At 47.3% G+C, this 24,815-nt stretch carries 17 protein-coding genes; 12 read left to right on the top strand and 5 right to left on the bottom strand.

Going from position 1 to position 24,815, the window contains the following annotated elements; translation table 11 throughout:
- Nucleotides 1-48: 48 nt before the first annotated feature.
- The 4 genes from KOD92_RS24415 to KOD92_RS24400 all read right to left on the bottom strand — a co-directional run bounded on the left by KOD92_RS24415 (nt 49) and on the right by KOD92_RS24400 (nt 3,420).
- Nucleotides 49-999 carry a hypothetical protein gene (locus tag KOD92_RS24415; RefSeq protein ID WP_215236245.1) on the bottom strand — a complete coding sequence of 317 codons (951 nt, stop codon included), beginning with the start codon at nt 997-999 and terminating at the stop codon, nt 49-51.
- Between the two features lie 258 nt (nt 1,000-1,257).
- The gene (locus KOD92_RS24410; RefSeq protein WP_215236244.1) at nt 1,258-2,418 is read right to left on the bottom strand and encodes a hypothetical protein; all 1,161 of its coding nucleotides are present in this window, start codon (nt 2,416-2,418) and stop codon (nt 1,258-1,260) included.
- A gap of 22 nt (nt 2,419-2,440) precedes the next feature.
- On the bottom strand, nt 2,441-2,623 hold the full coding sequence (locus KOD92_RS24405; RefSeq protein ID WP_215236243.1) for a response regulator transcription factor: 183 nt from the start codon (nt 2,621-2,623) through the stop codon (nt 2,441-2,443).
- Between the two features lie 146 nt (nt 2,624-2,769).
- The gene (locus KOD92_RS24400) at nt 2,770-3,420 is read right to left on the bottom strand and encodes a response regulator transcription factor (RefSeq protein WP_215236242.1); all 651 of its coding nucleotides are present in this window, start codon (nt 3,418-3,420) and stop codon (nt 2,770-2,772) included.
- 399 nt (nt 3,421-3,819) lie between these two features.
- On the opposite strand from KOD92_RS24400, the gene KOD92_RS24395 reads away from it, so the two are divergent.
- The 10 genes from KOD92_RS24395 to KOD92_RS24350 all read left to right on the top strand — a co-directional run bounded on the left by KOD92_RS24395 (nt 3,820) and on the right by KOD92_RS24350 (nt 18,912).
- Nucleotides 3,820-4,401, top strand: coding sequence for an RNA polymerase sigma factor (locus KOD92_RS24395; RefSeq protein WP_215236241.1), 582 nt, complete (start codon nt 3,820-3,822; stop codon nt 4,399-4,401).
- Between the two features lie 136 nt (nt 4,402-4,537).
- The gene (locus KOD92_RS24390) at nt 4,538-5,584 is read left to right on the top strand and encodes a FecR family protein (RefSeq protein WP_215236240.1); all 1,047 of its coding nucleotides are present in this window, start codon (nt 4,538-4,540) and stop codon (nt 5,582-5,584) included.
- A gap of 165 nt (nt 5,585-5,749) precedes the next feature.
- Complete coding sequence (locus KOD92_RS24385) at nt 5,750-9,181, top strand: TonB-dependent receptor (RefSeq protein ID WP_229254824.1); 3,432 nt, start codon at nt 5,750-5,752, stop codon at nt 9,179-9,181.
- 33 nt (nt 9,182-9,214) lie between these two features.
- Nucleotides 9,215-10,786: a RagB/SusD family nutrient uptake outer membrane protein gene (locus KOD92_RS24380; RefSeq protein ID WP_215236239.1), complete on the top strand. Its 1,572-nt coding sequence runs from the start codon at nt 9,215-9,217 to the stop codon at nt 10,784-10,786.
- 93 nt (nt 10,787-10,879) lie between these two features.
- Nucleotides 10,880-13,639 carry a DUF1553 domain-containing protein gene (locus KOD92_RS24375; RefSeq protein ID WP_215236238.1) on the top strand — a complete coding sequence of 920 codons (2,760 nt, stop codon included), beginning with the start codon at nt 10,880-10,882 and terminating at the stop codon, nt 13,637-13,639.
- 556 nt (nt 13,640-14,195) lie between these two features.
- Nucleotides 14,196-15,671, top strand: a complete 1,476-nt coding sequence (locus tag KOD92_RS24370) for a DUF1501 domain-containing protein (RefSeq protein WP_215236237.1) — start codon at nt 14,196-14,198, stop codon at nt 15,669-15,671.
- A gap of 12 nt (nt 15,672-15,683) precedes the next feature.
- Nucleotides 15,684-16,004 (top strand): L-rhamnose mutarotase, encoded by a 321-nt coding sequence (gene rhaM / locus KOD92_RS24365; protein ID WP_215236236.1) that lies wholly within the window; start codon nt 15,684-15,686, stop codon nt 16,002-16,004.
- A gap of 45 nt (nt 16,005-16,049) precedes the next feature.
- Entirely contained in the window at nt 16,050-17,543 is a 1,494-nt protein-coding gene (locus tag KOD92_RS24360; protein WP_215236235.1) for a c-type cytochrome domain-containing protein, read from the top strand.
- Between the two features lie 2 nt (nt 17,544-17,545).
- Nucleotides 17,546-18,469 carry a sugar phosphate isomerase/epimerase family protein gene (locus KOD92_RS24355; RefSeq protein ID WP_215236234.1) on the top strand — a complete coding sequence of 308 codons (924 nt, stop codon included), beginning with the start codon at nt 17,546-17,548 and terminating at the stop codon, nt 18,467-18,469.
- Between the two features lie 2 nt (nt 18,470-18,471).
- Nucleotides 18,472-18,912, top strand: coding sequence for a barstar family protein (locus KOD92_RS24350; protein ID WP_215236233.1), 441 nt, complete (start codon nt 18,472-18,474; stop codon nt 18,910-18,912).
- Between the two features lie 181 nt (nt 18,913-19,093).
- On the opposite strand, the gene pnuC is transcribed toward KOD92_RS24350, so the two are convergent.
- Complete coding sequence (gene pnuC, locus KOD92_RS24345; protein ID WP_215236232.1) at nt 19,094-19,705, bottom strand: nicotinamide riboside transporter PnuC; 612 nt, start codon at nt 19,703-19,705, stop codon at nt 19,094-19,096.
- 238 nt (nt 19,706-19,943) lie between these two features.
- On the opposite strand from pnuC, the gene mfd reads away from it, so the two are divergent.
- Both mfd and KOD92_RS24335 read left to right on the top strand, forming a co-directional pair.
- A complete protein-coding gene (gene mfd / locus KOD92_RS24340; RefSeq protein WP_215236231.1) occupies nt 19,944-23,291 on the top strand; it encodes a transcription-repair coupling factor in 3,348 nt (1,115 codons plus the stop codon).
- Between the two features lie 96 nt (nt 23,292-23,387).
- Nucleotides 23,388-24,656 carry an SUMF1/EgtB/PvdO family nonheme iron enzyme gene (locus KOD92_RS24335; protein ID WP_215236230.1) on the top strand — a complete coding sequence of 423 codons (1,269 nt, stop codon included), beginning with the start codon at nt 23,388-23,390 and terminating at the stop codon, nt 24,654-24,656.
- Nucleotides 24,657-24,815: the final 159 nt, after the last annotated feature.

The raw sequence follows: 24,815 nt of genomic DNA, 5'->3' as shown, positions 1-24,815 counted from the left end.
CAGGAATGTGTTAAAAACTCATTTTTCACTCAATCACATTTGCATTACCTAGGGTTGGTTCTTTTGTAAAAAGATCATCCGTTCTGTTGCTTTCGCCTTCATTTCCTTGTTAGCGGTTGAAAGCTGCAAGCCGTCATAAATCTGTTTTGCCTGGTCGTAATACACTTTCCGGTCATTTTTCCGAAGATTCCCCTGCGTAAGCAGCTGAAAATACCCTTCTGCTTCCGAGTACCGCAGCCACTCCCGGTAAGTCACATTCGGGCCGTTTTTGGCTGACATACATTCATCCAACTGTTTTTGAATCGCCGCTGCATCTGCGCTGCCACCGCCCGATTTTCCTGCACGGCAATTGTCGAGATCGCGCTGCATCAAGCCGAGTTTGGTTTGCAGCTCTTTGGCTTCATTACCTCCACCTCCGCCTCCGCCGCCTCCGCCACCAGCAGCCGCACCGGCCAAAAGCTGACGTTCCATTCCTTTTATTTCCAAATCTTTCATATTGATCTGATTGCGCAGGTCATTCACCATTTGAACATCTATCCCTTTGCTATCGAGTGTCCGGCGGAGTTCTGCAATCGTTTGCCTGTACGTCACCAGTGCTTCGGTGAGCTTCGCTATGCCAGTCGAAAGCCGCTTGTTTTGTTCGTGCGCGGCGGAGTTGGAGAGGTTATTAAAATGGCTCATAATGCCGTTGATCCTGCTCTCAATATCCACGAGCTGCGTACGCGCCGTCGCTTTCGACATTTCGTCGGTTGCGCTGCTGTATGCACCGTCGAGCTGGATCACTTTCCTGGCAATGAGACTTAAAGTATCCGTGTCCACCAGCATAGGCGATTGTTCCTCCACGATCAGCCGATACCGGGTAGTTTCCGATTCCGCCACCGACCCTGGCACCCGCAACAGCAGATAAACCGCCAGCACAGGAAACGTCATCGACAAAACATACATCCCAAAAAACCGCCCAATCGCCACCTTCCGCTGATTCTTATTTAAAGGCTCCATTTGAAAAATTGTTTAATGCTCTTTTATTCCCTTACCTCCCTTTAATCCCCCTTCCTCCTCTCTCACCCCCAACCCCCTTTGAGGGGGCTTTAAAAAGTTCGGTACTACCTTCATCCCTTCCTCCCTACGCGGACCGCCCTCCTCCCTTTCTCTCCCTTTCCCCCTCTCTCACCCCCAACCCCCTTTGAGGGGGCTTTAAAAGTAACTTCCTCCTTTCCTCCCTTCCTCCCTTTCCTCCCTTTCCTCCCTCCTCCCTCCTCACAAAGGACTCCACCGCGACTTCGGCTTTTCCGGCTGCACCGGCGGCTCGTGCACCGGACTTTCGATGATGAAAACCTGCTGTCCTTTTCGTTTTCCAATAAATTCCAGCTGGCTCAGTTTCAGGAAAAGCGCGGCCCACATGTTGTAGAAATTGTCTAGCGTTTTAATGCAGGGTACTATATCGTTGTGATTATAATCGACCTGGATAACTCCGATGATCTGTTTTTCCAGGCTCCCCGGCGTATCATCGGCCCACTCGCCCAGGTAACCTAATAGTTCTTCTTTTTCCCGATCGGTCAGGCATTCCAGCGCGGCGCGGATACTTTGGACGATCTGGATCAGGCAAACTACCATGTTGATCGGTTCCTGGTGCGGTAACAGCCGCTGGTAACTTACATTGGCAATTGAAAACGCATTTACCAATCTCTCTACCAGCATTTGCACACTGTCAGAGAGTGTACTTTTCTGACTTTTTGTTTTAATCTTTTGAAGGATCCGAAAGGAATAGGTTTCAATATCATTTAAATAAACCCCAAACCTGTTGTACCATTCGCGCAGACTTTTATGTGAAACGACCGTGCGGCAGGCAGGAATAAAATCGTGTGCAACGCGCAATTCCGAATTCGTGTATTCGATTTTACCAACGATCAGTCCCGCTCCCGTCCATTGTTCCTTGTTGATCAGATCAATGGGCGTCAGATCGATCCGGTAAGTGGGCGTCGTGTAGGGATGCCGCACCGGCAGCTCCGTATCCAGCACATTACCAGCCTGTTGCCGCTCAAAAAGATTGACACTTAAAATAATATATAACCCGATATTCTTCCCGGGCGAAAAGTGATATTCATTGGTTACCTTGGTCAGCGAGGTGTCCAGTTTCACCTGATCGGCGGCAGTTACTTCCAGCAAACTTCCGTCCGGCGTGATCGCATTGCATTGCTCAATTCTGATCCGGATCTGCAAACTGGCGTCGCCCAAAACCTGCATTTCCAGCGATTCCCGGTTGTCTTTTGAAAACAGTCCGTAATTAAGCGGCGTTTGAAAAATCGCCTGCGCCTTCCGTACCTGCCCGGTGTGGTAATTATCCGTTTCGATAAAATGCTGACGGGCGATTTTCATGCCGTCAATCCAATTCACAGCCATGTGGCGGTTCTCAGCCATATTAATCTAATTTCGTAAAGTGCTACATCTTCATCGCCGCCTTCACAAGCCCGATCACCGACCGGACATTAAATTTGCGAAACAGGCTCCGGCGGTACGCTTCCACGGTTGAAATGCTCACGCCCAGCTTCTCAGCTATCTCTTTCGAGCTTAGCTCATCCATGATCAGGTTGAGGATTTCCGTTTCGCGCTTTGTCAGTTCCATAATTGAAATACTTAGACAAAGTTGCCGGTTCGGGAACGTGAAATCAATCGGCAGATACCCTGATTTTCAACAATATTTACCCTGATTTTTCTAAGGGTTTTTAGGAGGATTTTTAAGGGTTTCCCATGATAAAAATTCATGAAAAACTAAACAACGCCCATTCTGACAGCTATTTTCGTCAGGCCCACCGAATTCTTGACACCTAACTTATGAAACAGATTCCTGCGGTGTGTTTCCACTGTTTTATCACTGATACAAAGCTCATTCGCGATCTTATTGGTAGAATACTCACTGGCCACCAGGCGTAGTATTTCCACTTCTCTTTTACTCAAAAAATCCCTGGTAGTAGGCGCCGGTTCCTGGGTGTACAAGTCGAGAGAGCTTTCCGCAAGTTTGAGCATTACCTCTTGTCCATAGTAAACTTTCCCCTCAGAAACAGCCCTGACAGCCCTTTCCCATTCATCCAGCTCAGATTCAAAAACAATATAACCACTCACTCCCGACCTCACCACTTCCCTCACCGACTCGGCAGAAGGGCTCGGTGCGAGCAGCAAAAATTTGAGGTTTGGGTGCATTTTCCGGATTTTCAGGATCTGATCGGCGGTATGGTCCGATTGATGGGCGAAGGCTACGACGATATCTACGTCTTTCAGATAAGGGAGCTGCGTAATTTGTTCGAGGCTATTGCATTTACCTACCAGCTCAATGTAAGACCTTTTCCTTAACCACTCGGCCACCGCTTCGCATTCCAACGGATGGGGATGCACCAGGCAGGCATGCGTGATAGATTGTTCCATTTTTTCGGGGTTGAGTAATAGATATTGAAGAATTCAAAGGTAGTCTTACCTGCCTCCCCGCGTCAATACGGTAAAGTACAGAAATGACTAAGTAAGATTACCCGGTTTCCTGAAAAGCTGTCAATAAGTGCAGTCTAACCGGTTTTTCTACTCGTTTTCGCAAAGTTGGCACCTATAAGGAATACCCTTACATGGATACACTTACTGATATCTATATACGTTGGAGCCGCTTTTTAGCTAATGGTAAAAAATAGCGTAATACTACCTGCACAAGTAGTAAGAATATTTCGCAGTACCCTTTTGTTCAGCAACCGACAGCCTTGAAATAAAATTATTTGCACAATTAATATAAATTTGTCGGAGTTAAGTCACTATTGTGCCGCGCTACCTGAACCCGTCATGACTGACAATTTTGAGAATGAACAGCTTATTGAAGCATTGCAGGGAGGAAGCGAAGATGCTTTCACTGTGATCTACCAGCGATACTGGTATAAGATGTTCCTGGTCGCATACCGAAAGCTCCAGAGCAAGGAAGCAGCCGAAGAGATTGTGCAGGATATATTCATGCGACTATGGCGTGAAAGGGCCACTGACAGGATCATCAATCTCGACTATTATCTTTTTTCTGCTGTCCGGTATGAGGTTGTAGACCATATTCGCGGCAATATTTCCAAAGAAGCGTATCTCAGTCAAACACCCGATTTCTCTGCGTTGGGTGAATGCAATATCGAAAACCAGATTGCATTAAGCGAGCTGATCACTGCGATTGACGAGGGTTTGCATATTCTTCCTGAAAAATCCCAGGAAATCTTCAAGCTCTATCGCTTCGAACACTGGCCGCTTGCCCGTATTGCGAAACATTTCAAGCTGTCTGAAAAAGCAGTTGAATACCATCTTACCAAAGCCACCAAGTCTGTGCGCAGTTACCTCAAACAGACACTTTCCGTTTTACTGGCTTTTGTCTCTCCCTTTTTCCAATAGGTTTCTGATTTGTATTAAAAAAACAATTTCAGGTCGAATCCGATACTAACCTATAATTTTTAGAAGATTTTCTAAACTTATTTAGGGAATAGGTGCCTTTCTGCGGCTTATGTAAAGGAATACATCAAGCCTTTCAATGAACAATCAGGAAATCCAGTCTCTGCTGCTCAAATACCACAACGGAGATTGTACACAAGAGGAAATTGCGAAGATCCACCTCTGGTACGACAAGCTGAACGAAGAGTCATTACTTACACTCGACGCAAACGAACGTGAGCAGACAGAGGACCGCATTCTCGGAAATATCCGGACAGAGATCAATGAGGAGAAATTATATCAGAAAATATTAGTTAAAAAATGGTGGCGCAGCGGCACAACCTACGCATCGGCAGCGGCGGTCATTATTGCTATTGGCTGCTGGGTATTCCTTGGCAAAGCAAGTTCCCGCGAGGTGATCAGCCAGGAAAAGATATTGGTACAAGCTCCTGCCGGACAACTTATTACCCGCGTCAACAATTCTGACAGCACTCAGAAAATTCGGCTGGAAGACGGCAGTACCGTCACACTCAGCCCCCGCAGCCGCATTATGTATCCCTGCACATTTGCAAAGGATCAGCGCGACGTGCAGCTTGTGGGCAATGCATTTTTTGAAATCACTAAAAATCCGGACAAACCATTTTTCGTATACAGCGGCAAGTTGATCACGCGCGTGCTGGGTACCAGTTTCAGGATCAAGACCAATGCAAAAGACCAGGCGCTGGAAGTGGAAGTGGTGACGGGTAAGGTTTCGGTATTTGAAAACAATGATTCTTTCGCTGAAAATACGGCCAGCCCGCATTCCAACGGCGTGATCCTGACGCCCAATCAGCGGGTTACCTATTTCCCCGAAAGCCGGCACTTGATGACCGGGCTGGTAGTGGAGCCGGTGAAGGCAAATGTAGCTACTGACGATTTGCGGCCGGTTTTCAACAATATTGGAATGGGCAAGATCGTGGAGGCGCTGCACGAAAGCTATGGTATCGAGATCGTTTTTGCCAACGACCGAATTGCCGAATGCACCTTCACAGGCGATATGACCGATTTATCCCTCTACGAAAAGCTTGACCTGATCTGCGGATCGGTGGGCGCAGATTACGAAGTAAAAGGAACGCGCATTCTGATCAACGGCCGCGGCTGCGACTAAACCTAAACCCCTAACCCCTGAACTATGCTGAGAAAAAACCTGAGCTAAACAAAAAACCGATAGTGCGTCAACACTACCGGCTCCTATTACAGCCTGCATGAGCGATCCTGGACAGAGAGAACATGCGGCCAACGTCCTGTTTTTACAAATAGAACCTTCAAAATTATGCAAAGAAACCTACAATTAAAATGGTGTGCAGCACTGTGCATTGTCATGAAAATATCGCTCGCCCAAATCCTTTTTGCAGTCATCTGCACCAGCCTGACTTACGCGGCCGGTGAGAGCCGCGCACAGGAAATTATGGACCGACAAGTTACAATTCACGCGCGGGACGCCGAGTTGAAAGACGTGCTGCGCGACCTGGAAGCGCAGGCCGAAATCAAGTTTGCTTACAGTCAGAAAGCGATCAAAGCGGAACGTACGGTCAATATCCATATTGTAAACCAAAAGCTCGGCGCAGCGCTCACGACACTTTTCGAGCCGCTGAATATTTCGTACCAGCTTACGTCGGGCCGGATATTGCTGACTTCGCCAACCGGAGCTGCGCTTCCGCCGGTACAGATTGAGAAAACCGAGGATGCGGCAATGCCAGCCGCCGAGGTAATTAAAGGGAAGGTAACCGACGAAACGAGCGCGGGCTTGCCGGGTGTGAGTGTGGTTTTGAAAGGAACGCAAAAAGGGACTACCAGCAATTCTGACGGGGATTTTGAAATAGACGTGCCCCAGAGAGCAGGCGCAGTGCTGGTATTCAGCTTCGTAGGGTACAAGCCGCAGGAACTGGCGATCGATAATCGAAGCTCTATTGCGGTGGTGATGGAACCGGAAAACAAATCGCTCGAAGAAATCGTCGTGATCGGTTATGGCGCTGTCAAGAAAAGTGATCTCACGGGCTCGGTTTCGAGTATTAAGAGCGAGGCGATCCGGGAAATGCCTGTGACTTCTGTGGATCAGGCGATCCAGTCGCGGGCGCCGGGTGTGCAGGTAACGCAAACTTCCGGCGCGCCGGGTGGCGGTATTTCGATCCGCGTGCGCGGGGCGAACTCCATCAACAGTGGTAGCGAGCCGCTATATGTGATCGACGGATTTCCGATGTATCCTGATAATACCGCACTTGGAACCAGCGGAAACCGCCAGCCTACGAATGCGATGGCGTCTATCAACCCCAACGAAATTGAGTCCATTGAAATACTCAAAGATGCTTCTGCAACTTCCATTTACGGTTCGCGCGGCGCAAATGGTGTTATTTTGATCACGACCAAGCGCGGGAAAGAAGGCCAGAGCAGCGTGGATTACGACGGTTCGTATTCATTTCAAAGTATTGCTAATAATGTAGATGTGCTGAATGGCGGGGACTATATGCGGTATATCAATCTCCTCGAAAAAAGTCAGGGTGGTAATCCACGCTATTCCGACCAGCAGATCGCCCAGATAGGCAACGGTACTGATTGGTGGGATGTAATTTCAAGAACCGGCGGGCTGTCCAATCACCAGCTTTCTTTCACGGGAGGTACTAAGGGAATGCGCTATGCATTTGTAGGTAACTACCTTGACAACAAAGGGATTATCAAGAATACAAATTTCAACAGGTACGGTTTCAGGATGAACCTGGACAACGACTTTTTGAAAGGAAAAGCGACGCTGAGCAACAGCTGGTCTTTCAACCGTTCGGGAAGTAGTAACGTGCCTACTGACCGCGGTGGACCGGGTGGTATCGTCATTTCCGCATTAGGTCTCGATCCTACCGTGGGTGTTTTTGATGATCTGGGCGGTTATCAATATGCGAGCTACGATCAGCGCTTTTTGACAAACCCACTGGCAGAGGCAACGGAGGGTTATGACAAAGACTGGACGAATCGCTTGTTTGGAACTACCGCATTGACCATTAATATTTTGGACGGACTGAAATTCAGAACCAGTCTGGGTGTCGATTTGGTAAATGCACGCCGCACGACTTTTTACAACAACTTCACTTACCTGGGCCGCCAGAATGACCGCGAACTGCAAAAAGCCAATCGGAACAGTAACAATATCCTGAACGAGAACATATTAAGTTATAATAAAGAAGTCGCAAAAGGGCATTTTCTGGATGTGACGCTGGGGTATACTTATCAAAAAGAGGTTAACTATTTTGAATCCGTAGCGACCCGCGGCCTGCCTTCTGACGATGTGGAGGCTGTGAATATGCAAAATGGAAGCCGCCCGCTGGTGCCTGTTTCGGGGCGTCTTGAATGGGAGCTGCTTTCGTATTTAGGCCGTTTGAATTACAATTTTAAAGACCGCTACCTGCTTACCGTTACATTGCGCCGCGACGGTTCCTCTAAATTTGGACCTAATAACAAATGGGCCACTTTCCCCTCGGCTGCACTGGGCTGGCGTGTTGTCAATGAGAATTTCTTCAAAAATTCAGGACTTGCTTCTGTATTTGACGATTTCAAAATCCGCGCGAGTTATGGTTTAACTGGTAACTCTCAAATTCCGGTTTACCGCTCAATAGCGGGTTTGGTGCCCTATAACTATGTTTTGGGCGGCACACCTACATTGGTTTCAGGTTACGGGCCAAACCGTATTTCAAACAATGATTTGAAATGGGAAAGTACTTCCATGACCAATATCGGTCTTGATTTTACATTGCTCTCAAACAGGCTGAGTCTTACTGTTGATGCATTTCAAAATAAAACCACCGATTTGCTCCTCGACGTGTCTATTCCCCAAAGTACCGGTTTCAGTATCATTATGCTGAACTCCGGCTCGCTGACCAACAAGGGACTGGAATTCTCTGCCAATTATAAGTTAATGAGTTCCAATACATTCAGCTGGGACGTGAGCGGCAATATTTCCATTCTTCGTAACAAAATCCTTGACCTTGGTAAAAGCACGCCATTTTTCGCGGGTAGTACAAGCAGTCACCTCGGTGTACTTGGAAGCTGGGTGGAAGCCGGCAACCCGATCGGTGTGTGGCGGGGATACAATTATGTAGGGTTGTTTCAGAGTGAAGAAGAAGGGAAAAGTTACTCAGCAAAAGCAGGTTATCCTAAATATGAGGACGTAAATGGTGACGGAAAATACACAACCGACGATTTCAAGATCATCGGTGATCCTAATCCGAAACTGACCTGGGGCTTTAATACAACCCTCAAATACAAAGGATTTGACCTGGCCATATTTTTCAGGGGCGTGCACGGGAACCAGGTCCGGAACCTGCAACAATCTGAAATGGGCGACGGGGTGCAGAAGATCAACCAGATCGGGAATATCCTGACAGATTCGTGGACACCGGAAAACCCAAATGCGCCACGACCGGTAATTGACGGAAGAAGGGATTTTATTTCCTTCCGCAGATCATCGTTTTTCATTCAGGATGGTTCTTTTGTTCGGTTGCAAAATTTGTCCCTGGGCTATTCAGTACCTCTGAAAACCAAGTACATCCGCACTGTCAGAATGTACGCCAGCGGCCAGAATTTATTCCTGATCACGAAATACAAAGGGTTTGATCCTGAGGTAAATAACCAGGGTCAAAACAACCTGAACCGCGGCGACGATTACGATGCATATCCCCGCGCAAGGATGTATACAGTTGGCCTGAACCTGGGTTTTTAAGTCCATTCATTTGTACCTCAGACTTTTACAAAAATGAAAAATATACTATTACATAAATCCCGGGCATTTTTCCTGATCCTTTCGCTCCTGAGCGTTGCCGGTTGTTCAGACCTTAAAGAAAAACCTGATTTTATTAATCCGGATACGTTTTACAAATCGGCGAACGAACTGAAACTGGGCGTGAATGCGGTTTACGACGATTTGAATTCGGGCGGTTTCGGCTTTTTTTATGACAGATATGTATTTGAATGTCTGATCGGCGGGTACCAGGTAGGCTGGGAAAAAGGGCCGTTGCAATTCAATCTCGGCAATGTAAATCCAGCCGATGAATACATTGAAGCTTACTGGGGCATTTGCTACCGGTCGATCAACCGCGCGAATGCGATCATCGAAACTGCCGAAGCTATGAAAGATCCGAGCAATCAGGCGCTGATCGACAGATTACGAGGCGAGACTTTGTTTTTGAGAGCATTTTACTATTACGGTCTGCTCAGCTATTTTGACGATGCTCCGCTTTCTATTAAGTCAACCAAAAACATCACCGAGCTTCCTTCGAACAGTGGCGGCAACCGGGCTATTATTGACCAGATCTATGCAGATACAAAGGCTGCGATCGAGCTGCTTCCTGCCAGTTACACAGGCGTAGATATGGGCCGTGCGACGAAATGGGCGGCGAAATCAGTCCTTATGAAAGCCCAATTGTGGGACGAGAAATGGGCCGATGCCAAAGTGACTGCGGAAGATATTATCAACAACAGCGGTATCACATTGTATCCCGATTTTGCGCACAATTTTGACCTGGCACATGAAAATTTGGGCGAGCGTATTTTTGAAGCGCAGGTATCCGCCACGGCCAGCCCCAACGAATACAGCCAGCATTCGGCGCACTTTAACCCCGAAGATTTCCCAAGTGAACTGGGCGGCTCGGGATGGAGCTGGATCAGCACGACACAGGAATTCCGCGCAGCTTATGATCCCAAAGACAAGAGGATCGCAGGTACATTCATTGAAACCTACCCGACCGGTCGTTTTGGAAAAATCAACGGAACCTACCCGATGGTAACGTGGAGCCCGAAAGCGGATTACAATCTGTCGCGGTTTGGAGGTGTGGTAAAATCAGATGCGAACCCGAAAGATCCTGCGCAAATGATCTTTGGCAAAGCGTGGTCCAACAAGATCGCCGAACTCGACAGGCGCAACTCGGCCACCGAGAAAAACACGATTTACATTCGTTTATCCGATATTCTGCTGGGGCATTCCGAAGCTTGCAACGAAAGCGGGCAGGGTGACCCTTATGCTTCTATCAACAAAGTGCGCGAGCGCGCCGGCATTCCTGCATTGAAGGGTCTGACCCAGGCTACTTTGCGTGACGCGATCATCCAGGAACGAATGCAGGAGTTTGTGTTTGAGCAGGTGATGTATCCTGAGCTGCGCAGAAAAAGCAAATTCGGCGGACCTATTGACTATCTCGGCAAGGAAATCAAACATTTTGCCCAGAAATACAATGTGGACCGAGTGCCAAAAGCGAAGGATTATGTGTTGCCACTGCCTGTAAAAGAGCTGCTTGGCAACCCGAATGTGAAGCAAAATGCAACGTGGCAGTAAATGCAGCGTTCTAAGTAAAGCATTGGCGATAAATACTTTTAAAGATTGTAAATTGGTATTGTTGATGATTTTGACAAATAGAATAGCAAAAGGATGGTGAGTAACAGAATTTTTATTGGTGCAGGAGTTCTGATCGTTGCTATATCTTCCTTTCTCTGGTTTTCGGGCTCAGCAGGCTCTTCGTCGGTGGATTATAATGCCGATGTGAAGCCTATTTTGAATAAGCATTGCATGGGTTGCCACGGGGGAGTGAAGAAGGCTGGGGATGTGAGTTTCCTTTTTGAGCACGAAATGCTGGAACCCGGCAAGTCGGGCAAGATACCTGTTGTCCGCGGCGACGCGCACGCCAGCGAGATGATCCGGCGAATATTAAGTGACGATCCTGATGAGAAAATGCCTAAAAATGGCACGCCTCTGAATGATGACGAGGTTGATATCCTCACAAAATGGATCGACGAGGGAGCAAAGTGGGAAACGCATTGGTCTTACAAGCAAGTAGAAAAGCCCGAAGTGCCTTCGCTGAACGGCTTTAGCAATCTGTTTGGTTTATTAAATACCGGCGATAAAAAGTGGGCTACGAATGAAATTGACCATTTTGTTCTGGATAAATTAAAAGACAAAGGGCTGAAAGTATCCCCCGAAGCCGATCGCGCGACATTAATCCGCCGCGTGAGCCTGGATTTGACCGGTTTACCTCCGACTGAAAAGCAGGTAGCCGATTTTGTAAATGATAAATCGGAAAATGCTTACGAAAAGGTAGTCGACAGGTTGCTGAAATCGCCGGGTTACGGCGAGCGCTGGACTTCTATGTGGATGGATCTGGCGAGGTATGCAGATACTAAGGGTTACGAAAGCGACGGCGGACGGACAATGTGGCGTTACCGCGATTATGTGGTCAAATCTTTCAATCAGGACAAACCTTTTGACAAGTTTACGATCGAGCAGCTTGCCGGGGATTTGCTGGAAACTGATAAAGACGGTTTCCCGCTGGAAGAGAATATGATCGCGACCGGCTACCACCGGAATACGATGACGAATAATGAAGGCGGTACCGACGATGAAGAGTTCCGAACTGCCGCGCAGATTGACCGGGTGAATACGACCTGGGAAGTTTGGCAGGGGACTACTTTCGCGTGCATTCAATGCCACAGCCACCCTTACGACCCGATCCCGCACGAGGATTATTACAAGTACATGGCGTTTTTTAACAATACCCGTGACGAAGATGTGTGGGATGAATGGCCGAAAATGCGGTTTTACAAAGGGGAAGATTCGGCCCGGGTGGAGCGAGTGAAAAGCTGGATCAGGGAAACCAAACCGGAGCAACTGCCTGAGGTTACGCAGTTTATGAAAGTGATGGAGCCGAAGATCAATGCGCACAATTTCATAAAAGGCGATCAGTCGACGGTATTGCTGATCTCTTATTATGGTGTAAAAAACAACGGAAACGCACGTATTGCGCAGGTGGACCTTTCCAATGCTGATAATGTGGTGATGAATATCGCTACTAAGGCGGAAAATGCGGTTTTATCCCTGCATCTGGACAAACTGGACGGACCTGTTATTTCAGAAATCAAGGTACCGGCGAGAGACTCTGTGATCATTGCGCCTATTGCAAAAACAATGGGCAAACACGATGTTTTTCTTTCACTAAAAAGTCCGAAATCTCCCGACGAATGGGTGCGCATTACCTGGATGTCGTTTCAAAAAGCATTGCCGGGAAATGACAAGCCGGAATATCAGCAAATCGTCGCGGACTATGCCACTTTGTTGACGCACCAGGCGGAGAGTATGCCCGTGATCTGGGAGGGAAAAGGTGATTTTGCGCGAAAAACGAATGTCTTTGTAAGAGGTAACTGGATGGTAAAAGGCGCAGAAGTGCAGCCCAATGTGCCCAAGCTGCTGGCGCCCATGCCGAAAGATGCACCGAAAGACCGCGTCGGACTGGCAAAATGGATCGTGAGCCGCGATAATGCGTTGACTTCCCGCGTGATCGTGAACCGATTTTGGGAGCAGCTTTTCGGAAAAGGTATTGTGGAAACGGTAGAAGATTTCGGTTCGCAGGGAGCCGAACCTACTCACCCGGAACTGCTGGACTGGCTGGCGGTGAAGTTGATGGAGGAGGATAAATGGAGCATTAAAAAGATGTTGAAAACGATCGTTATGTCTTCAACTTACCGGCAAAGCTCTAAAACCGATGAAAACAAACTTGAAAAAGATCCTTACAATATCTGGATCTCGCGCGGGCCGCGTGTTCGCCTCAGCGCCGAACAGGTTCGTGATCAGGCGCTGGCTTGCAGTGGGTTGATTTCGGATAAAATGTATGGTCCGGGCGTAATGCCGCCGCAGCCCGACAAGATCTGGCAGTCGCCTTATAGTGGTGAAAAGTGGACTTTGAGTGAAGGCGAGGACCGGTACCGGCGCGGCGTTTACACGTATTGGAAACGCACGGCACCTTATCCGTCGATGGTCACCTTTGACGCACCAAGCCGGGAATTCTGTCAGTCAAGAAGGATTTTGACCAATACACCTTTGCAAGCACTGGTGACGCTAAACGATCCGGTATTCCTGGAAGCGGCTGAAAATCTGGCTAAGAAAATGCAGAAACGCGGTAAAACGCCGGAGCAGCAATTGAAAGAAGGGTATCGCATGCTCACATTCCAGCCTATTGAACAGAAGAACCTGAATGTATTGGTGAAAGTGTACAACCAAGCCCTCGACGCTTATAAGAAGAAGCCTGTTGAAGCAGATAGTATGCTGGTTTACGGGAAAGAAAGAACGCCGGAGCTGGCTGCGCTGACGATTTCGGCGAATGTGATGTTGAATCTGGATAATGTGATTACGAAGGAGTAGCTTTTGCGGGCGGGGGCAAAAATCTATTGTTCATGTTTTGCCCTTTTTCCGTCGACTGAAGTCGACGGAAATTGATTAGGGGAATTGGATAGTAGCGATGGGCGTTCCGCCCAGGCCTAAAATAAAAAATCAATTGCCCCGGGCTTCAGCCCGGGAATAGAGCAATAAATAAACAGGCCCGAGCAGAAAGCCCCAGGCAAACAAAAACGCAATAATTGCCCCGGATTAGCCCTTTTCCGTCGACTGAAGTCGACGGAAATTGATTAGCGGTAGAAGGAATAGTAACGACAGGCCCGGGCGAATGCCCGAGGCCCAAAAACAAAAATCAATTGCCCCGGGCTTCAGCCCGGGGAATAGAGCAATAAATTAGACAGGCCCGGGAAGAACGCCCCAGGCAAATAAAATAGATGCTCCGGATTTAGCCCTTTTTCCGTCGACTGAAGTCGACGGAAATTGATTAGCGGTAGAAGGAATAGTAACGACAGGCCCGGGCGAACGCACCAGGCCTACAAACAAAAATCAATTGCCCCGGGCTTCAGCCCGGGGATTCATAGAGATGGAAAAGCTGAGAAAGGAATTACAACATGCGACGCTGCTGCATCAAACGCGGAGGCATTTTTTGCAGTCCGTTGGATTTGGGCTCGGGGCGTTGGGATTAGGCACTATGCTGGATTCTTGCGGGACTTCTTCTGCGGCCGATAGTCCAGTGGGTAATATTGCTCAATCGCGCATTCCGCAATTTGCTCCCAAGGCGAAGCGCGTTATTTATATTCACATGGCGGGCGCACCTTCCCAGCTGGAGCTTTTTGATTATAAACCTGAATTGCTCAAATACCACGGGAAGGATTGTCCGGCTGAGTTTCTGGAAGGGAAAAAATTTGCATTCATACAAGGTGTTCCAAAAATGCTGGGTCCGCAAAGTCACTTTGCCCAATACGGGCAGTCGGGTGCGTGGATGTCGGATTATGTGCCTTATCTACAAACTGTTGCCGATGAGATCACATTTCTCAAAGCAATGCATACCGACCAGTTCAACCATGCTCCGGCGCAGCTTTTAATGCACACCGGAAGCCCGCGGCTTGGGCGGCCGAGTCTGGGTGCTTGGTCTGTTTATGGATTAGGATCTGAAAATCAAAATCTGCCTGGATTTATCGTATTAGCTTCCGGCGGGCAGCAGCCTGACGCAGGAAAGAGCGTTTTTGGCAGCGGCTTTTTGCCTTCGGTATACCAGGGCGTGCAATGCCGGACAGGCGGAGATCCCGTTCTGTATGTAAGCGACCCAAGCGGAATGAACCGGGATATGCGCAAGCAGACCATTGAGGCTATTAACGAAATCAATAAGCAGACTTACGAAGATGTAAAAGATCCCGAGATCCTAACCAGGATCAGTCAATACGAAATGGCCTTCCGAATGCAAATGTCCGTACCAGAGGTAATGGATGTTTCCAAGGAGCCTCAGTTTATCCTGGATATGTATGGGGTAAAACCTGGTGAGGGGACTTTTGCGATGAACTGCTTACTGGCGCGGAAACTGGTTGAAAACGATGTGCGGTTCGTGCAGCTTTTTGACTGGGGCTGGGATGGGCACGGTACTTCCAAAGATCATAACGTGGAAGGCGGCCTCCGCCAGAAATGCCGCGAGTCGGATCAGCCTGTTGCAGCATTGATCAAAGATTTGAAGATGCGCGGGCTTTTAGAGGAAACTCTCATAATCTGGGGTGCAGAATTTGGCCGCACGCCGATGCAAGAAAATAGAAATGGACTGGTAATGCCTTATATGGGCCGCGACCATCATTTGGATGCATTCACCATGTGGATGGCCGGTGGCGGTGTTAAGCAGGGTTTTTCTCATGGAGAAACAGACGAACTGGGTTATTATGGTACAAAAGGCAGGGTGCATGTCCATGATTTACAGGCTACTATCCTGCATTTAATGGGTTTTGATCACGAAAAATTCACCTATCCCTTCCAAGGAAGAAACTTCAGGCTTACTGACACGGAGGGAAAAGTTGTTAAAGAAGTACTCGCTTAGGAAATTTAAACAATGGAAAACAGTAAAGTGAAGGCTTTCCGGATGCAGTTGAAGCCGGGTTTTGAAACGGAATACAAAAAACGCCACGACGAAATCTGGCCGGAATTGTCTGAACTTTTGATAAATGCAGGGGTACTGGAATATTATATTTTTTTAGACGAAAGAACGCTGGCACTTTTTGCTTTTCAGAAGCTGAGGGAAAACGATACCACTTCCGGCCTGGCAGCATTGCCGATCATGAAAAAGTGGTGGGACCATATGGCGGATATTATGGATGTGAATGAAGACAATTCACCCCAGGCATTCAGCCTTCCCGAAGTTTTCCGGCTTTGAAAGGCAAATGAGCGCATATTTTAGATTGACACTAAACCCCTGATCATGCATTACATTTTACTTCAGGACTCGTCCTGGGCTACTTTTATTGGCAGGTTCCACCCGGCAATCGTCCATTTTCCCATTGGCTTCTTATTGATAGGGGCACTGCTCGAACTCGGGCGGCGCTGGGGTAAAATCGCAGTCAGTGAGGGTACAATTGTATTTATTCTATTCTGGTCAGCGATAAGTGCCACTTTTGCCTGCGTAGCCGGTTACTTACTTTCTCTGACCGGCGGCTACGATGCTGATCTCCTTAATAACCACATGTGGAAAGGAATTGGCGTAGCTGTGTTTGCCTGGGCCGCGTGGTTCGTGAAATCAGACCGATTTGAACGGGCAATACCTTCTATCAAAGTCATTTATCTCCCTGCAATCCTTATCGCAACCTTGCTGACATTGACCGCCGGTCACGACGGCGGCGCGCTTACGCACGGTGAAGGATACCTCACGCAATATACTCCCGAACCCTTCCGCGGACTGGCTGGCCTGCCACCGATGGAAGAAAAGCCTACTGAGATCAAGCCGATTGCGGATGTACAGCAGGCTGTCGTATATTCTGATATCGTACAGCCGATTTTGCAGGCGAAATGTACGCAGTGCCACAGCGCGAGTAAAAGCAAAGGTGATTTAAGAATGGATCAACTTGCATTGCTGGCCAAAGGTGGCGAAAACGGCCCTGCTTTTGTGGTTGGAAAAGGGGCTGAAAGTGATATGATCAAGAGGTGTTTGCTGCCTGAAAATGACGACGAACACATGCCGCCGAAAGGTAAGCCGCAATTGACGACAGACCAGATCGCATTGCTTTCCTGGTGGATTGATCAGGGTGCTTCGGCAGATAAGAAGGTATCACAAATGACCGTTTCGGAAGCAGTTAAACCTGCATTGGCGTCGCTTGGAAAAGAAGCGCCGGCGGGTACAGGCGCGGCGCAGGCTTCGGCAGTATTGAGTGTGAAAGTTCCTAAGGCAAATGAACAGGCTATTGAAAACCTGCGCAAAACCGGACTGATCGTCAATACCTTATCGCAGGATCAGAACCTACTCGAAATAAGTGCGGTGAATTTGCCTGATTTTACTGACAAACAAATGGAGCTGCTGCAACCCGTTGCACAGCAGATTACTTGGCTGAAATTGGGTGGTACCAAGATTACCGACGCGGCTTTGCAGCAAATTGCCAAATTCCCAAACCTCAGCAAGCTCCACATTGAACATACCGGTATCACCGACAAGGGTATTGCTGCAATAAAACCACTTCCTTACCTCGAATACATCAATATTGTAGATACCAAGGTGGGCGACGAAGGTTTGAAGAATGTTGCCGGCATGAAGGCGCTGCGCTCGATTTACGTGTGGCAATCGGCTGTTACGGATAGTGCGGTGAGCCAGGTGGGCAGGCAAAATCCTAACCTTTTGGTTGTGAATGGGTTCAACGAGGCGGCAGTAGCGCAATTTTTGAAAGCCGGGGATACAACCGGCAAAGAAGAAGTCAAAAAACAATAAACATGAACCGTCGGAAATTTATGAGCAGTGCGATCGCCACAGCGGGCGTATTAACGGGCTTTGAAGCCATTTCAGATGCTGAAAAAGCGCCTTTTCAGTTTGCAGACAAGTTTTCTTTGAAAATATTCGGGACAAACTGGGGCTTCGTAGGCAACACGGATGCTTTTTGCGCAGCTATAAAAAAAGAAGGTTACGACGGTCTCGAAATCTGGTGGCCGGGCACGAAAGAAAAGCAAAAGGAGCTGTTTACGGCTTTGAAAAAATACAGTCTGGACGTCGGATTCCTGTGTGGTTCGGGAGAAAGAGAGTATGCGAAGCACCTGGATATTTTTAAAAGACAGATCAATGCGGCTTCGACTGAATACGAACAGAAACCACTGTATATCAATTGTCACAGCGGCAAGGATTTCTTTAATTACGAACAAAATAAGGCATTTATAGACCATACTACGGCTGCTACCGCAAAAACCGGCATTCCGATTTACCACGAAACGCACCGCGGGAGGATGCTTTTTGCTGCGCATATTGCGAGAGATTTTATGGAGAAAAATCCGGAACTGAAACTGACGCTGGATATTTCGCATTGGTGTAATGTGCACGAAAGTTTGTTGCAGGATCAGCAGGAAACTGTTAAACTCGCATTGTCGCGCACGGGGCATATTCACTCGCGCATTGGGCACGAGGAAGGCCCGCAGGTAAACGATCCCCGGGCACCGGAATGGGAGGCGACCGTAAAAGCGCATCTCGCCTGGTGGGATGCAGTGGTGGAACAAAAGGTGAAAAATGGCGAAACGCTAACAGTTTTGACCGAATTTGGACCTCCCCATTATTTACCCACAGTACCATTCACCAACCAGCCGCTGGCAGATCAATGGGCCATTAATGTGCACATGATGCATTTATTTAGAAAACGATATTTGAAATAATAATGAAAAACACGCACTTTCTGGTCGCGCCAAATGAAACGGAGGTACAGAAAACTTTCCACGCCGCTGTAGTTGCGCACATTGATGGAAAAAACGCATTGTCTGTCAAGGATTTTCACAACCAGCTCGCAGAGGCGCTGCAATTCCCTGATTACGAGGGTACCAGCCTGGAAGATCTGGACGAAATGCTGAATGACCTTTCCTGGATCGGCGCAAAACAGATCATTATCTACATCAGTAACTCGGCAGACTGGCTTTCAAAAGAAAAATCAAAAGATAAAATTCTCACCATAATCGACCTCCTCGACGCGACTGCCGAAGACTGGAAGTGGCTGGACGATGAAGAAGGTGTTGACAAAAAGGAGCTCCGCATTATATTCCAGCAATCCGATCGCATTCAAGCGCTGCTGGAAGAGCAGGAGATTTTGTTTGGGGTGATTTAGGGGAGGAATGTCATTGGTGGTCATTGTTGGTCATTAGTTGTCATTTTAGTCATTAGTTGTCATTAATTGTTTCCTGAGAATGTCATTTCAGTACCTGACAATGAATGAACTACCTATGACTATTAATGACAACTAATGACCATCAAATGACAACAAATTATCAACCCCGTCACAACTTCAGCTAACCACGTTCCTTCTGCAAATCCCCCCTCCACCTCACAAACCCTACCATTGCCAATATCATAAATACAACGTACAGGAATGCGGTTAGGTTTAGGGCTTTGTAGAAATATAGGATTACGTAGCAGGCGTCGGCGATGATCCAGACTATCCAGTTTTCGAGGTATTTCCGGGCTAGCATATATTGACCGATCAGGCTGGCGATCGTCAATGCGGAATCGAGGTAGGTGAAGCTGGCGTTTGTAAATTTTTCCAGCAAAAATCCCCACAAAATGGTGCCTGTTATAAATATGACGGCGAAGATTGGGTAGAGTTTTCTGGGTGTGAAAGTTACTTTCAAAACATCGTGATTGGCCCCGCCGAATTTCCACATCCACCAGCCGTAAATGCTCGTGAAAAAGTAATATCCCTGCAAACCCATATCGGCATATAACCTTACCTGCCAGAAAACGGCCGCGTATAAAAGGGCATTCGCAATCCCGAAAAACCAGCTGGTTATATTTTGGCGGGTGTTCAGGTAAACGTAGATTGCGCCGGTTACAAAACCGAGGATTTCCAGGGGAGTGGTAACGAATATTCCCAGGGAAATCATCTTGTTAAGCCAGTCGATCATTTGTTTCGCAATCAGAAAGTAAGCTGAATATGCGAATATAGGAACGAAAGCAACGTCTGTTAACAGAACCGTAACTTGTAAGCTGCCACTTTTGGCTTTATTTTTGTATCACATCAAAACGGCAAACGAAAATTTCCGTGCTGATGTTATCTTTTTTGCCGGTCGGGAAAATCCCCGAAACGGCTTTTTGCGTTTAAAATCCACAGTCGGCAACAGCCGCAATTTAATCTGAAACTACTTGGAAGTTAAGGACTTATTGACACTATACGGAGGCGACGGTTACATGGATCTGCTGGTAGAGCAGATCAGTTCTAAGAATCCCGAATCGGCTCATATTCAAATTAAAGGATTGGTCGGCAGCCTGGACGCGGTCGTGACAGCGTCGATCCAGCAGCGAAAAAAAAGTCCGGCACTGTACATATTAAGTGACCGCGACGAGGCTGCGTATTTCCAGAATGACCTGCAAAATCTGCTCGGAAAAACGGAAGTACTTTTTTACCCGACCTCCTATAAAAGACCGTATCACTACGAGGAAGTGGATAATGCCAATGTACTGATGCGCGGGGAGATCCTGAACAAGCTCAGTGCCGGTCGCGCCACGCCCGTCCAACTTGTTACTTATCCGGAAGCATTGTTTGAAAAAGTGATCAACAAACGATCGCTGAAAGCCAATACTTTTTCGGTAAAAGTGGGAGAGAAACTCGATCCTTCGTTTCTGACCGAATTTTTGACGAGCTATGGGTTCGAGATCACGGATTTCGTTTTTGAGGCGGGCCAATTCTCTGTGCGTGGGGGTATTATCGATGTTTTTTCATTTGCAAATGAACACCCTTTCAGGATCGAGCTTTTTGGTGATGAGGTAGAAAGTATCCGCTCTTTTGACCCGGATACCCAGCTTTCTATCGAAACTGCGAAGCAGATCAATATAGTGCCGGATATTCAGCAAAAACTATCGCACGAGACGCGGGAATCGTTTTTCAACTTTCTTGCGCCTGAAACGACAGTATGGTTCAAAGACGTGGAACTGACGCTGGAAGTGATTGAGAAATGTTTTGAAAAAGCGGAAAAAGCACTGGAAGAAGTGACCGGCGGCGGCGTTCAGATCGTGTCGAATCCCCAGGATCTGTTCGAGACGCGGAGAGGTTTTCTGACGCAGGTGAAAAAATTTAAAACTGTTGAATTTGGCAAAAAGTCTTATTTCAAAACAGAAACTAAAATTCCCTATTCCTCCAAGCCGCAGCCTTCATTTAATAAAGATTTCAAAAGGTTGATCGATGATTTATCTGAAAATCAATCCAAAGGTTATGTTAATATCATCGTAGCCGAGCAGCCCAAGCAGCTCGACCGGCTCGAACGTATTTTTGAAGATCTGGATCCATTCGTAAAATTCCGGCCCATGCACATTTCGCTGCGGGAAGGTTTTGTGGATGATAATGTAAAAGTCGCTTGCTACACGGATCACCAGATATTTGCGCGTTTTCACAAATACCGGTTGAAGGACAAGTTTACCAAATCGAAAGCGATCACATTAAAGGAACTGAAATCGCTGCAAGTGGGTGATTTTGTGACGCACGTAGATTATGGTATTGGTCGGTTTGCGGGTTTGGAGCGGAAAGATGTGAATGGAAAAGAGCAGGAGGCGATCCGGCTGATTTACCGCGATAACGATCTGCTGTATGTGAGTGTGCATAACTTGCATAAGATTGCCAAATATACCGGTAAAGAAGGTACGCCGCCCGCTATGAGCAAACTGGGCTCGGGTGACTGGGAAGCGAAAAAATCGAAAGTTAAAAAGCAGCTTAAAGATATTGCCCACGAGCTGATCGCATTGTACGCCAAACGCAGGCAGGCGCCCGGATTCCCCTATTCGCCCGATAATTACATGCAGGCCGAGCTGGAATCTTCCTTTATATATGAAGATACGCCTGACCAGGCTACTGCCACTGCGAATGTGAAGGATGATATGGAAAAAGCGCACCCGATGGACAGGCTGGTGTGCGGGGATGTTGGTTTTGGTAAAACAGAAATCGCGATCAGGGCTGCATTCAAGGCGGTTTGTGATAGCAAGCAAGTGGCGGTGCTCGTACCTACCACGATTCTGGCAATGCAGCATTTCAAAACTTTCAGCGAGCGGCTGGCTGATTTCCCGGCGAAGGTGGGGTATATCAACCGTTTTAAGTCGCCGAAAGAGATCAAGGAAACTTTGAAACAAGCCGAAGAAGGTAAGATTGATATCTTAATAGGTACCCACCGGATTTTGAATAAAGACGTCAAATTCAAAGATCTGGGGTTATTGGTTATTGATGAGGAGCAGAAATTTGGAGTAAAAGCGAAGGATAGGTTAAAGGAAATGCGGGTGAATGTAGATGTTTTAACACTCACAGCTACCCCGATCCCGCGGACTCTGCATTTCTCATTAATGGGCGCGCGTGACCTTTCGGTAATCGCTACACCGCCACCAAACAGGCAGCCGGTAACCACGGAAGTGCATACTTTCAGCGAAGAATTTATCCGCGACGCGATCAGTTTTGAGGTAAACCGCGGCGGGCAGGTATTTTTTGTCCATAACCGCGTAAACGATATTGAGTCGATCGCGAATATCATTTTGAGACTGGTACCAGATGTGAGAATAGGCGTGGCGCACGGCCAGATGGACGGTGATAAGCTGGAAAAAGTAATGGTTGCCTTTATTGAAGGTGAATATGATGTACTGGTTTCGACCAATATCATTGAATCCGGTATTGATATTGCGAATGCGAATACGATCATTATTAATACGGCGCACATGTTTGGGCTGTCGGATTTGCACCAGATGCGCGGCCGGGTAGGGCGGTCAAACCGGAAAGCATTCTGTTATTTGCTTACGCCCAATGCGTCGACACTTGCCAGCGACTCGCGTAAGCGTTTGCAAACACTGGAAGAGTTCTCGGAACTGGGAGACGGTTTTAAAGTAGCAATGCGGGATTTGGATATTCGCGGCGCAGGTAACTTGCTGGGAGCCGAGCAAAGTGGTTTTGTGAATGATCTGGGTTATGAATTGTATCACAAAATGCTCGACGAGGCTGTTCAGGAATTGAAAAATAATGAGTTTAAAGATCTCTTCGCAAATGCATTGGGATTACCTGCCAAGCTGGTTGCGGACACCCAGATCGAGACAGATTTTGCTACGTTGATTCCAGACGATTATGTCAAAAATATTTCGGAAAGATTGTCGTTATATACCCGCCTCGACAATATTGAAACAGACGATGAGTTGGCGAAATTTGAACAGGAAATACTGGACAGGTTCGGCCCTGTTCCACTGGAAGTTCAGGATTTGTTGAAAACCGTGCGTTTGCGCTGGAAAGCAGAGAGTTTGCACTTTGAAAAACTAACTTTAAAGAGCAATACATTGAAAGGATACTTCGTTACTTCGCAGAATGACGAATTTTTCCAGTCAGCCAAGTTCGGACAGGTTATCGACTACATTAAAAAACATCCCAAACAAATCTCTTTAAAAGACCAGAAAGGCAAGCTGATCCTGATTTGTGAAGATGTAAAAAGTATTGATCAGGCGCGGAATATCCTCGCCGAAATGACGAGCTAATTGATTTTTAGAAATATTCTAGTTTCATTTCATAAATTTGCGATTTCGCATACTACAAAATACCAAACTATAAAGTCACTTTAAGCAATGATTTGCATGCAAAAGATGGGTACCCGGTCGATCGCGTTGATGTTGATTGTGTTATTAGCGGCTACTTCATGTAGTAAGAACAAAAGACCTACCAGCTTGAAACCTGGTAAGACAAGTTCTAAAACAGGGTTGGCATACAATGGCAAAGATGGCTTTGAAGTAAAGCAATACAAGGCGCTGCCTGCTGGCCCCGACCTTGTGTACATTGAGGGAGGCCGTTTCACAATGGGCTCTCTGGAAGAGGATGTGATGACAAGAAGGGATAATCCAAAAAGAACAGTAAGTATCCAGTCGTTCTATATGGACCAGACTGAGGTTGCCAATGTTCACTATCTTGAATACCTGAACGCAGTTCAGAGAGATTCCTCCGAAGAGTTTTACAGCAAAGCTTTACCTGATACGAATGTATGGTTTAACGAATTGTCTTTCAATGACTCTTACGTGACCATGTATCTTCGTCACCCTGGTTTCCGCCTTTACCCTGTGGTTGGTGTGTCGTGGGTTCAGGCTAATGATTACTGTGCTTGGCGTACTGCCGCTGTGAGCCAGGCTAACAATACAGCCGGTGCAGCTGCCGCAGGAGGCAAGAAAAAGAAAGGTTTCTCTTTTGGCAAAAAGAAAAAAGCAGAAGGCGAAGCAGTTGCAACAGCAGAAGCTGCTGCTCCTGCACCACAACTTAGAATTGAAAGTGGCTACGTAATGCCGCCTTACCGTCTGCCAACAGAAGCAGAGTTTGAATATGCTGCGATGGCAATGATCGGAACACAGTATTCTGACGAAAACCAGTCCAATTCAAGAATTTATCCATGGGACGGTTCTACGATGCGTCAGCCACGTGGCCGGAAACAAGGAACAATGCTTGCGAACTTCAAACGTGGTCCTGGTGACTACGCTGGTATTGCCGGAAAATCCAATGACGGTGCTATTATCACTCAGGAAATTCGCTCATACCCTGCAAACGACAACGGTTTGTATGATATGGCAGGTAACGTAAGTGAATGGGTTTATGACGTTTACCGTCCGCTTTCTAACTCAGACGTAAACGATTTGAACTCTTTCCGTCGTGACGGATACCAGGATGATTCTAAAAACTACGATACCAAGAATGCTAACTCGCTTGTTGATGATAAGCTGAGGGTGTACAAAGGAGGTTCTTGGTCGGATGTTGCTTACTGGTTATCTCCGGGAACACGCCGCTACATGGATCAGGATTCGGCAACTGCAATGGTAGGTTTCCGTTGCGCGATGATCGCTACTGGTAGTCACAAAGAATAATTGATCAACAAATATGGAAGAGCCGCTATCTGAAAATGCACTGCCCCCAAAAAGTTAGACACTTCTTGGGGGCATTTTTATGGTTAATTACAAAAAACACAGTTTGAATTTTAAGCTTAGGCTTGTTAAGGCTTATTTGAATGGCGGTAGTTATACGGG

This window comes from Dyadobacter linearis, from assembly GCF_907165045.1.
GTDB classification, from domain to species: Bacteria; Bacteroidota; Bacteroidia; order Cytophagales; family Spirosomataceae; genus Dyadobacter; species Dyadobacter linearis.
The sequence above is the reverse complement of the archived record's forward strand: the minus strand, read 5'-3'. Positions and strand labels throughout refer to the sequence as shown.

Coding starts and splice junctions, on each gene's coding strand:
- KOD92_RS24415 (WP_215236245.1), bottom strand. CDS start 999: ATGGAGCCTTTAAATAAGAATCAGCGGAAGGTGGCGATTGGGCGGTTT.
- KOD92_RS24410 (WP_215236244.1), bottom strand. CDS start 2,418: ATGGCTGAGAACCGCCACATGGCTGTGAATTGGATTGACGGCATGAAA.
- KOD92_RS24405 (WP_215236243.1), bottom strand. CDS start 2,623: ATGGAACTGACAAAGCGCGAAACGGAAATCCTCAACCTGATCATGGAT.
- KOD92_RS24400 (WP_215236242.1), bottom strand. CDS start 3,420: ATGGAACAATCTATCACGCATGCCTGCCTGGTGCATCCCCATCCGTTG.
- KOD92_RS24395 (WP_215236241.1), top strand. CDS start 3,820: ATGACTGACAATTTTGAGAATGAACAGCTTATTGAAGCATTGCAGGGA.
- KOD92_RS24390 (WP_215236240.1), top strand. CDS start 4,538: ATGAACAATCAGGAAATCCAGTCTCTGCTGCTCAAATACCACAACGGA.
- KOD92_RS24385 (WP_229254824.1), top strand. CDS start 5,750: ATGCAAAGAAACCTACAATTAAAATGGTGTGCAGCACTGTGCATTGTC.
- KOD92_RS24380 (WP_215236239.1), top strand. CDS start 9,215: ATGAAAAATATACTATTACATAAATCCCGGGCATTTTTCCTGATCCTT.
- KOD92_RS24375 (WP_215236238.1), top strand. CDS start 10,880: ATGGTGAGTAACAGAATTTTTATTGGTGCAGGAGTTCTGATCGTTGCT.
- KOD92_RS24370 (WP_215236237.1), top strand. CDS start 14,196: ATGGAAAAGCTGAGAAAGGAATTACAACATGCGACGCTGCTGCATCAA.
- rhaM (WP_215236236.1), top strand. CDS start 15,684: ATGGAAAACAGTAAAGTGAAGGCTTTCCGGATGCAGTTGAAGCCGGGT.
- KOD92_RS24360 (WP_215236235.1), top strand. CDS start 16,050: ATGCATTACATTTTACTTCAGGACTCGTCCTGGGCTACTTTTATTGGC.
- KOD92_RS24355 (WP_215236234.1), top strand. CDS start 17,546: ATGAACCGTCGGAAATTTATGAGCAGTGCGATCGCCACAGCGGGCGTA.
- KOD92_RS24350 (WP_215236233.1), top strand. CDS start 18,472: ATGAAAAACACGCACTTTCTGGTCGCGCCAAATGAAACGGAGGTACAG.
- pnuC (WP_215236232.1), bottom strand. CDS start 19,705: ATGATCGACTGGCTTAACAAGATGATTTCCCTGGGAATATTCGTTACC.
- KOD92_RS24335 (WP_215236230.1), top strand. CDS start 23,388: ATGCAAAAGATGGGTACCCGGTCGATCGCGTTGATGTTGATTGTGTTA.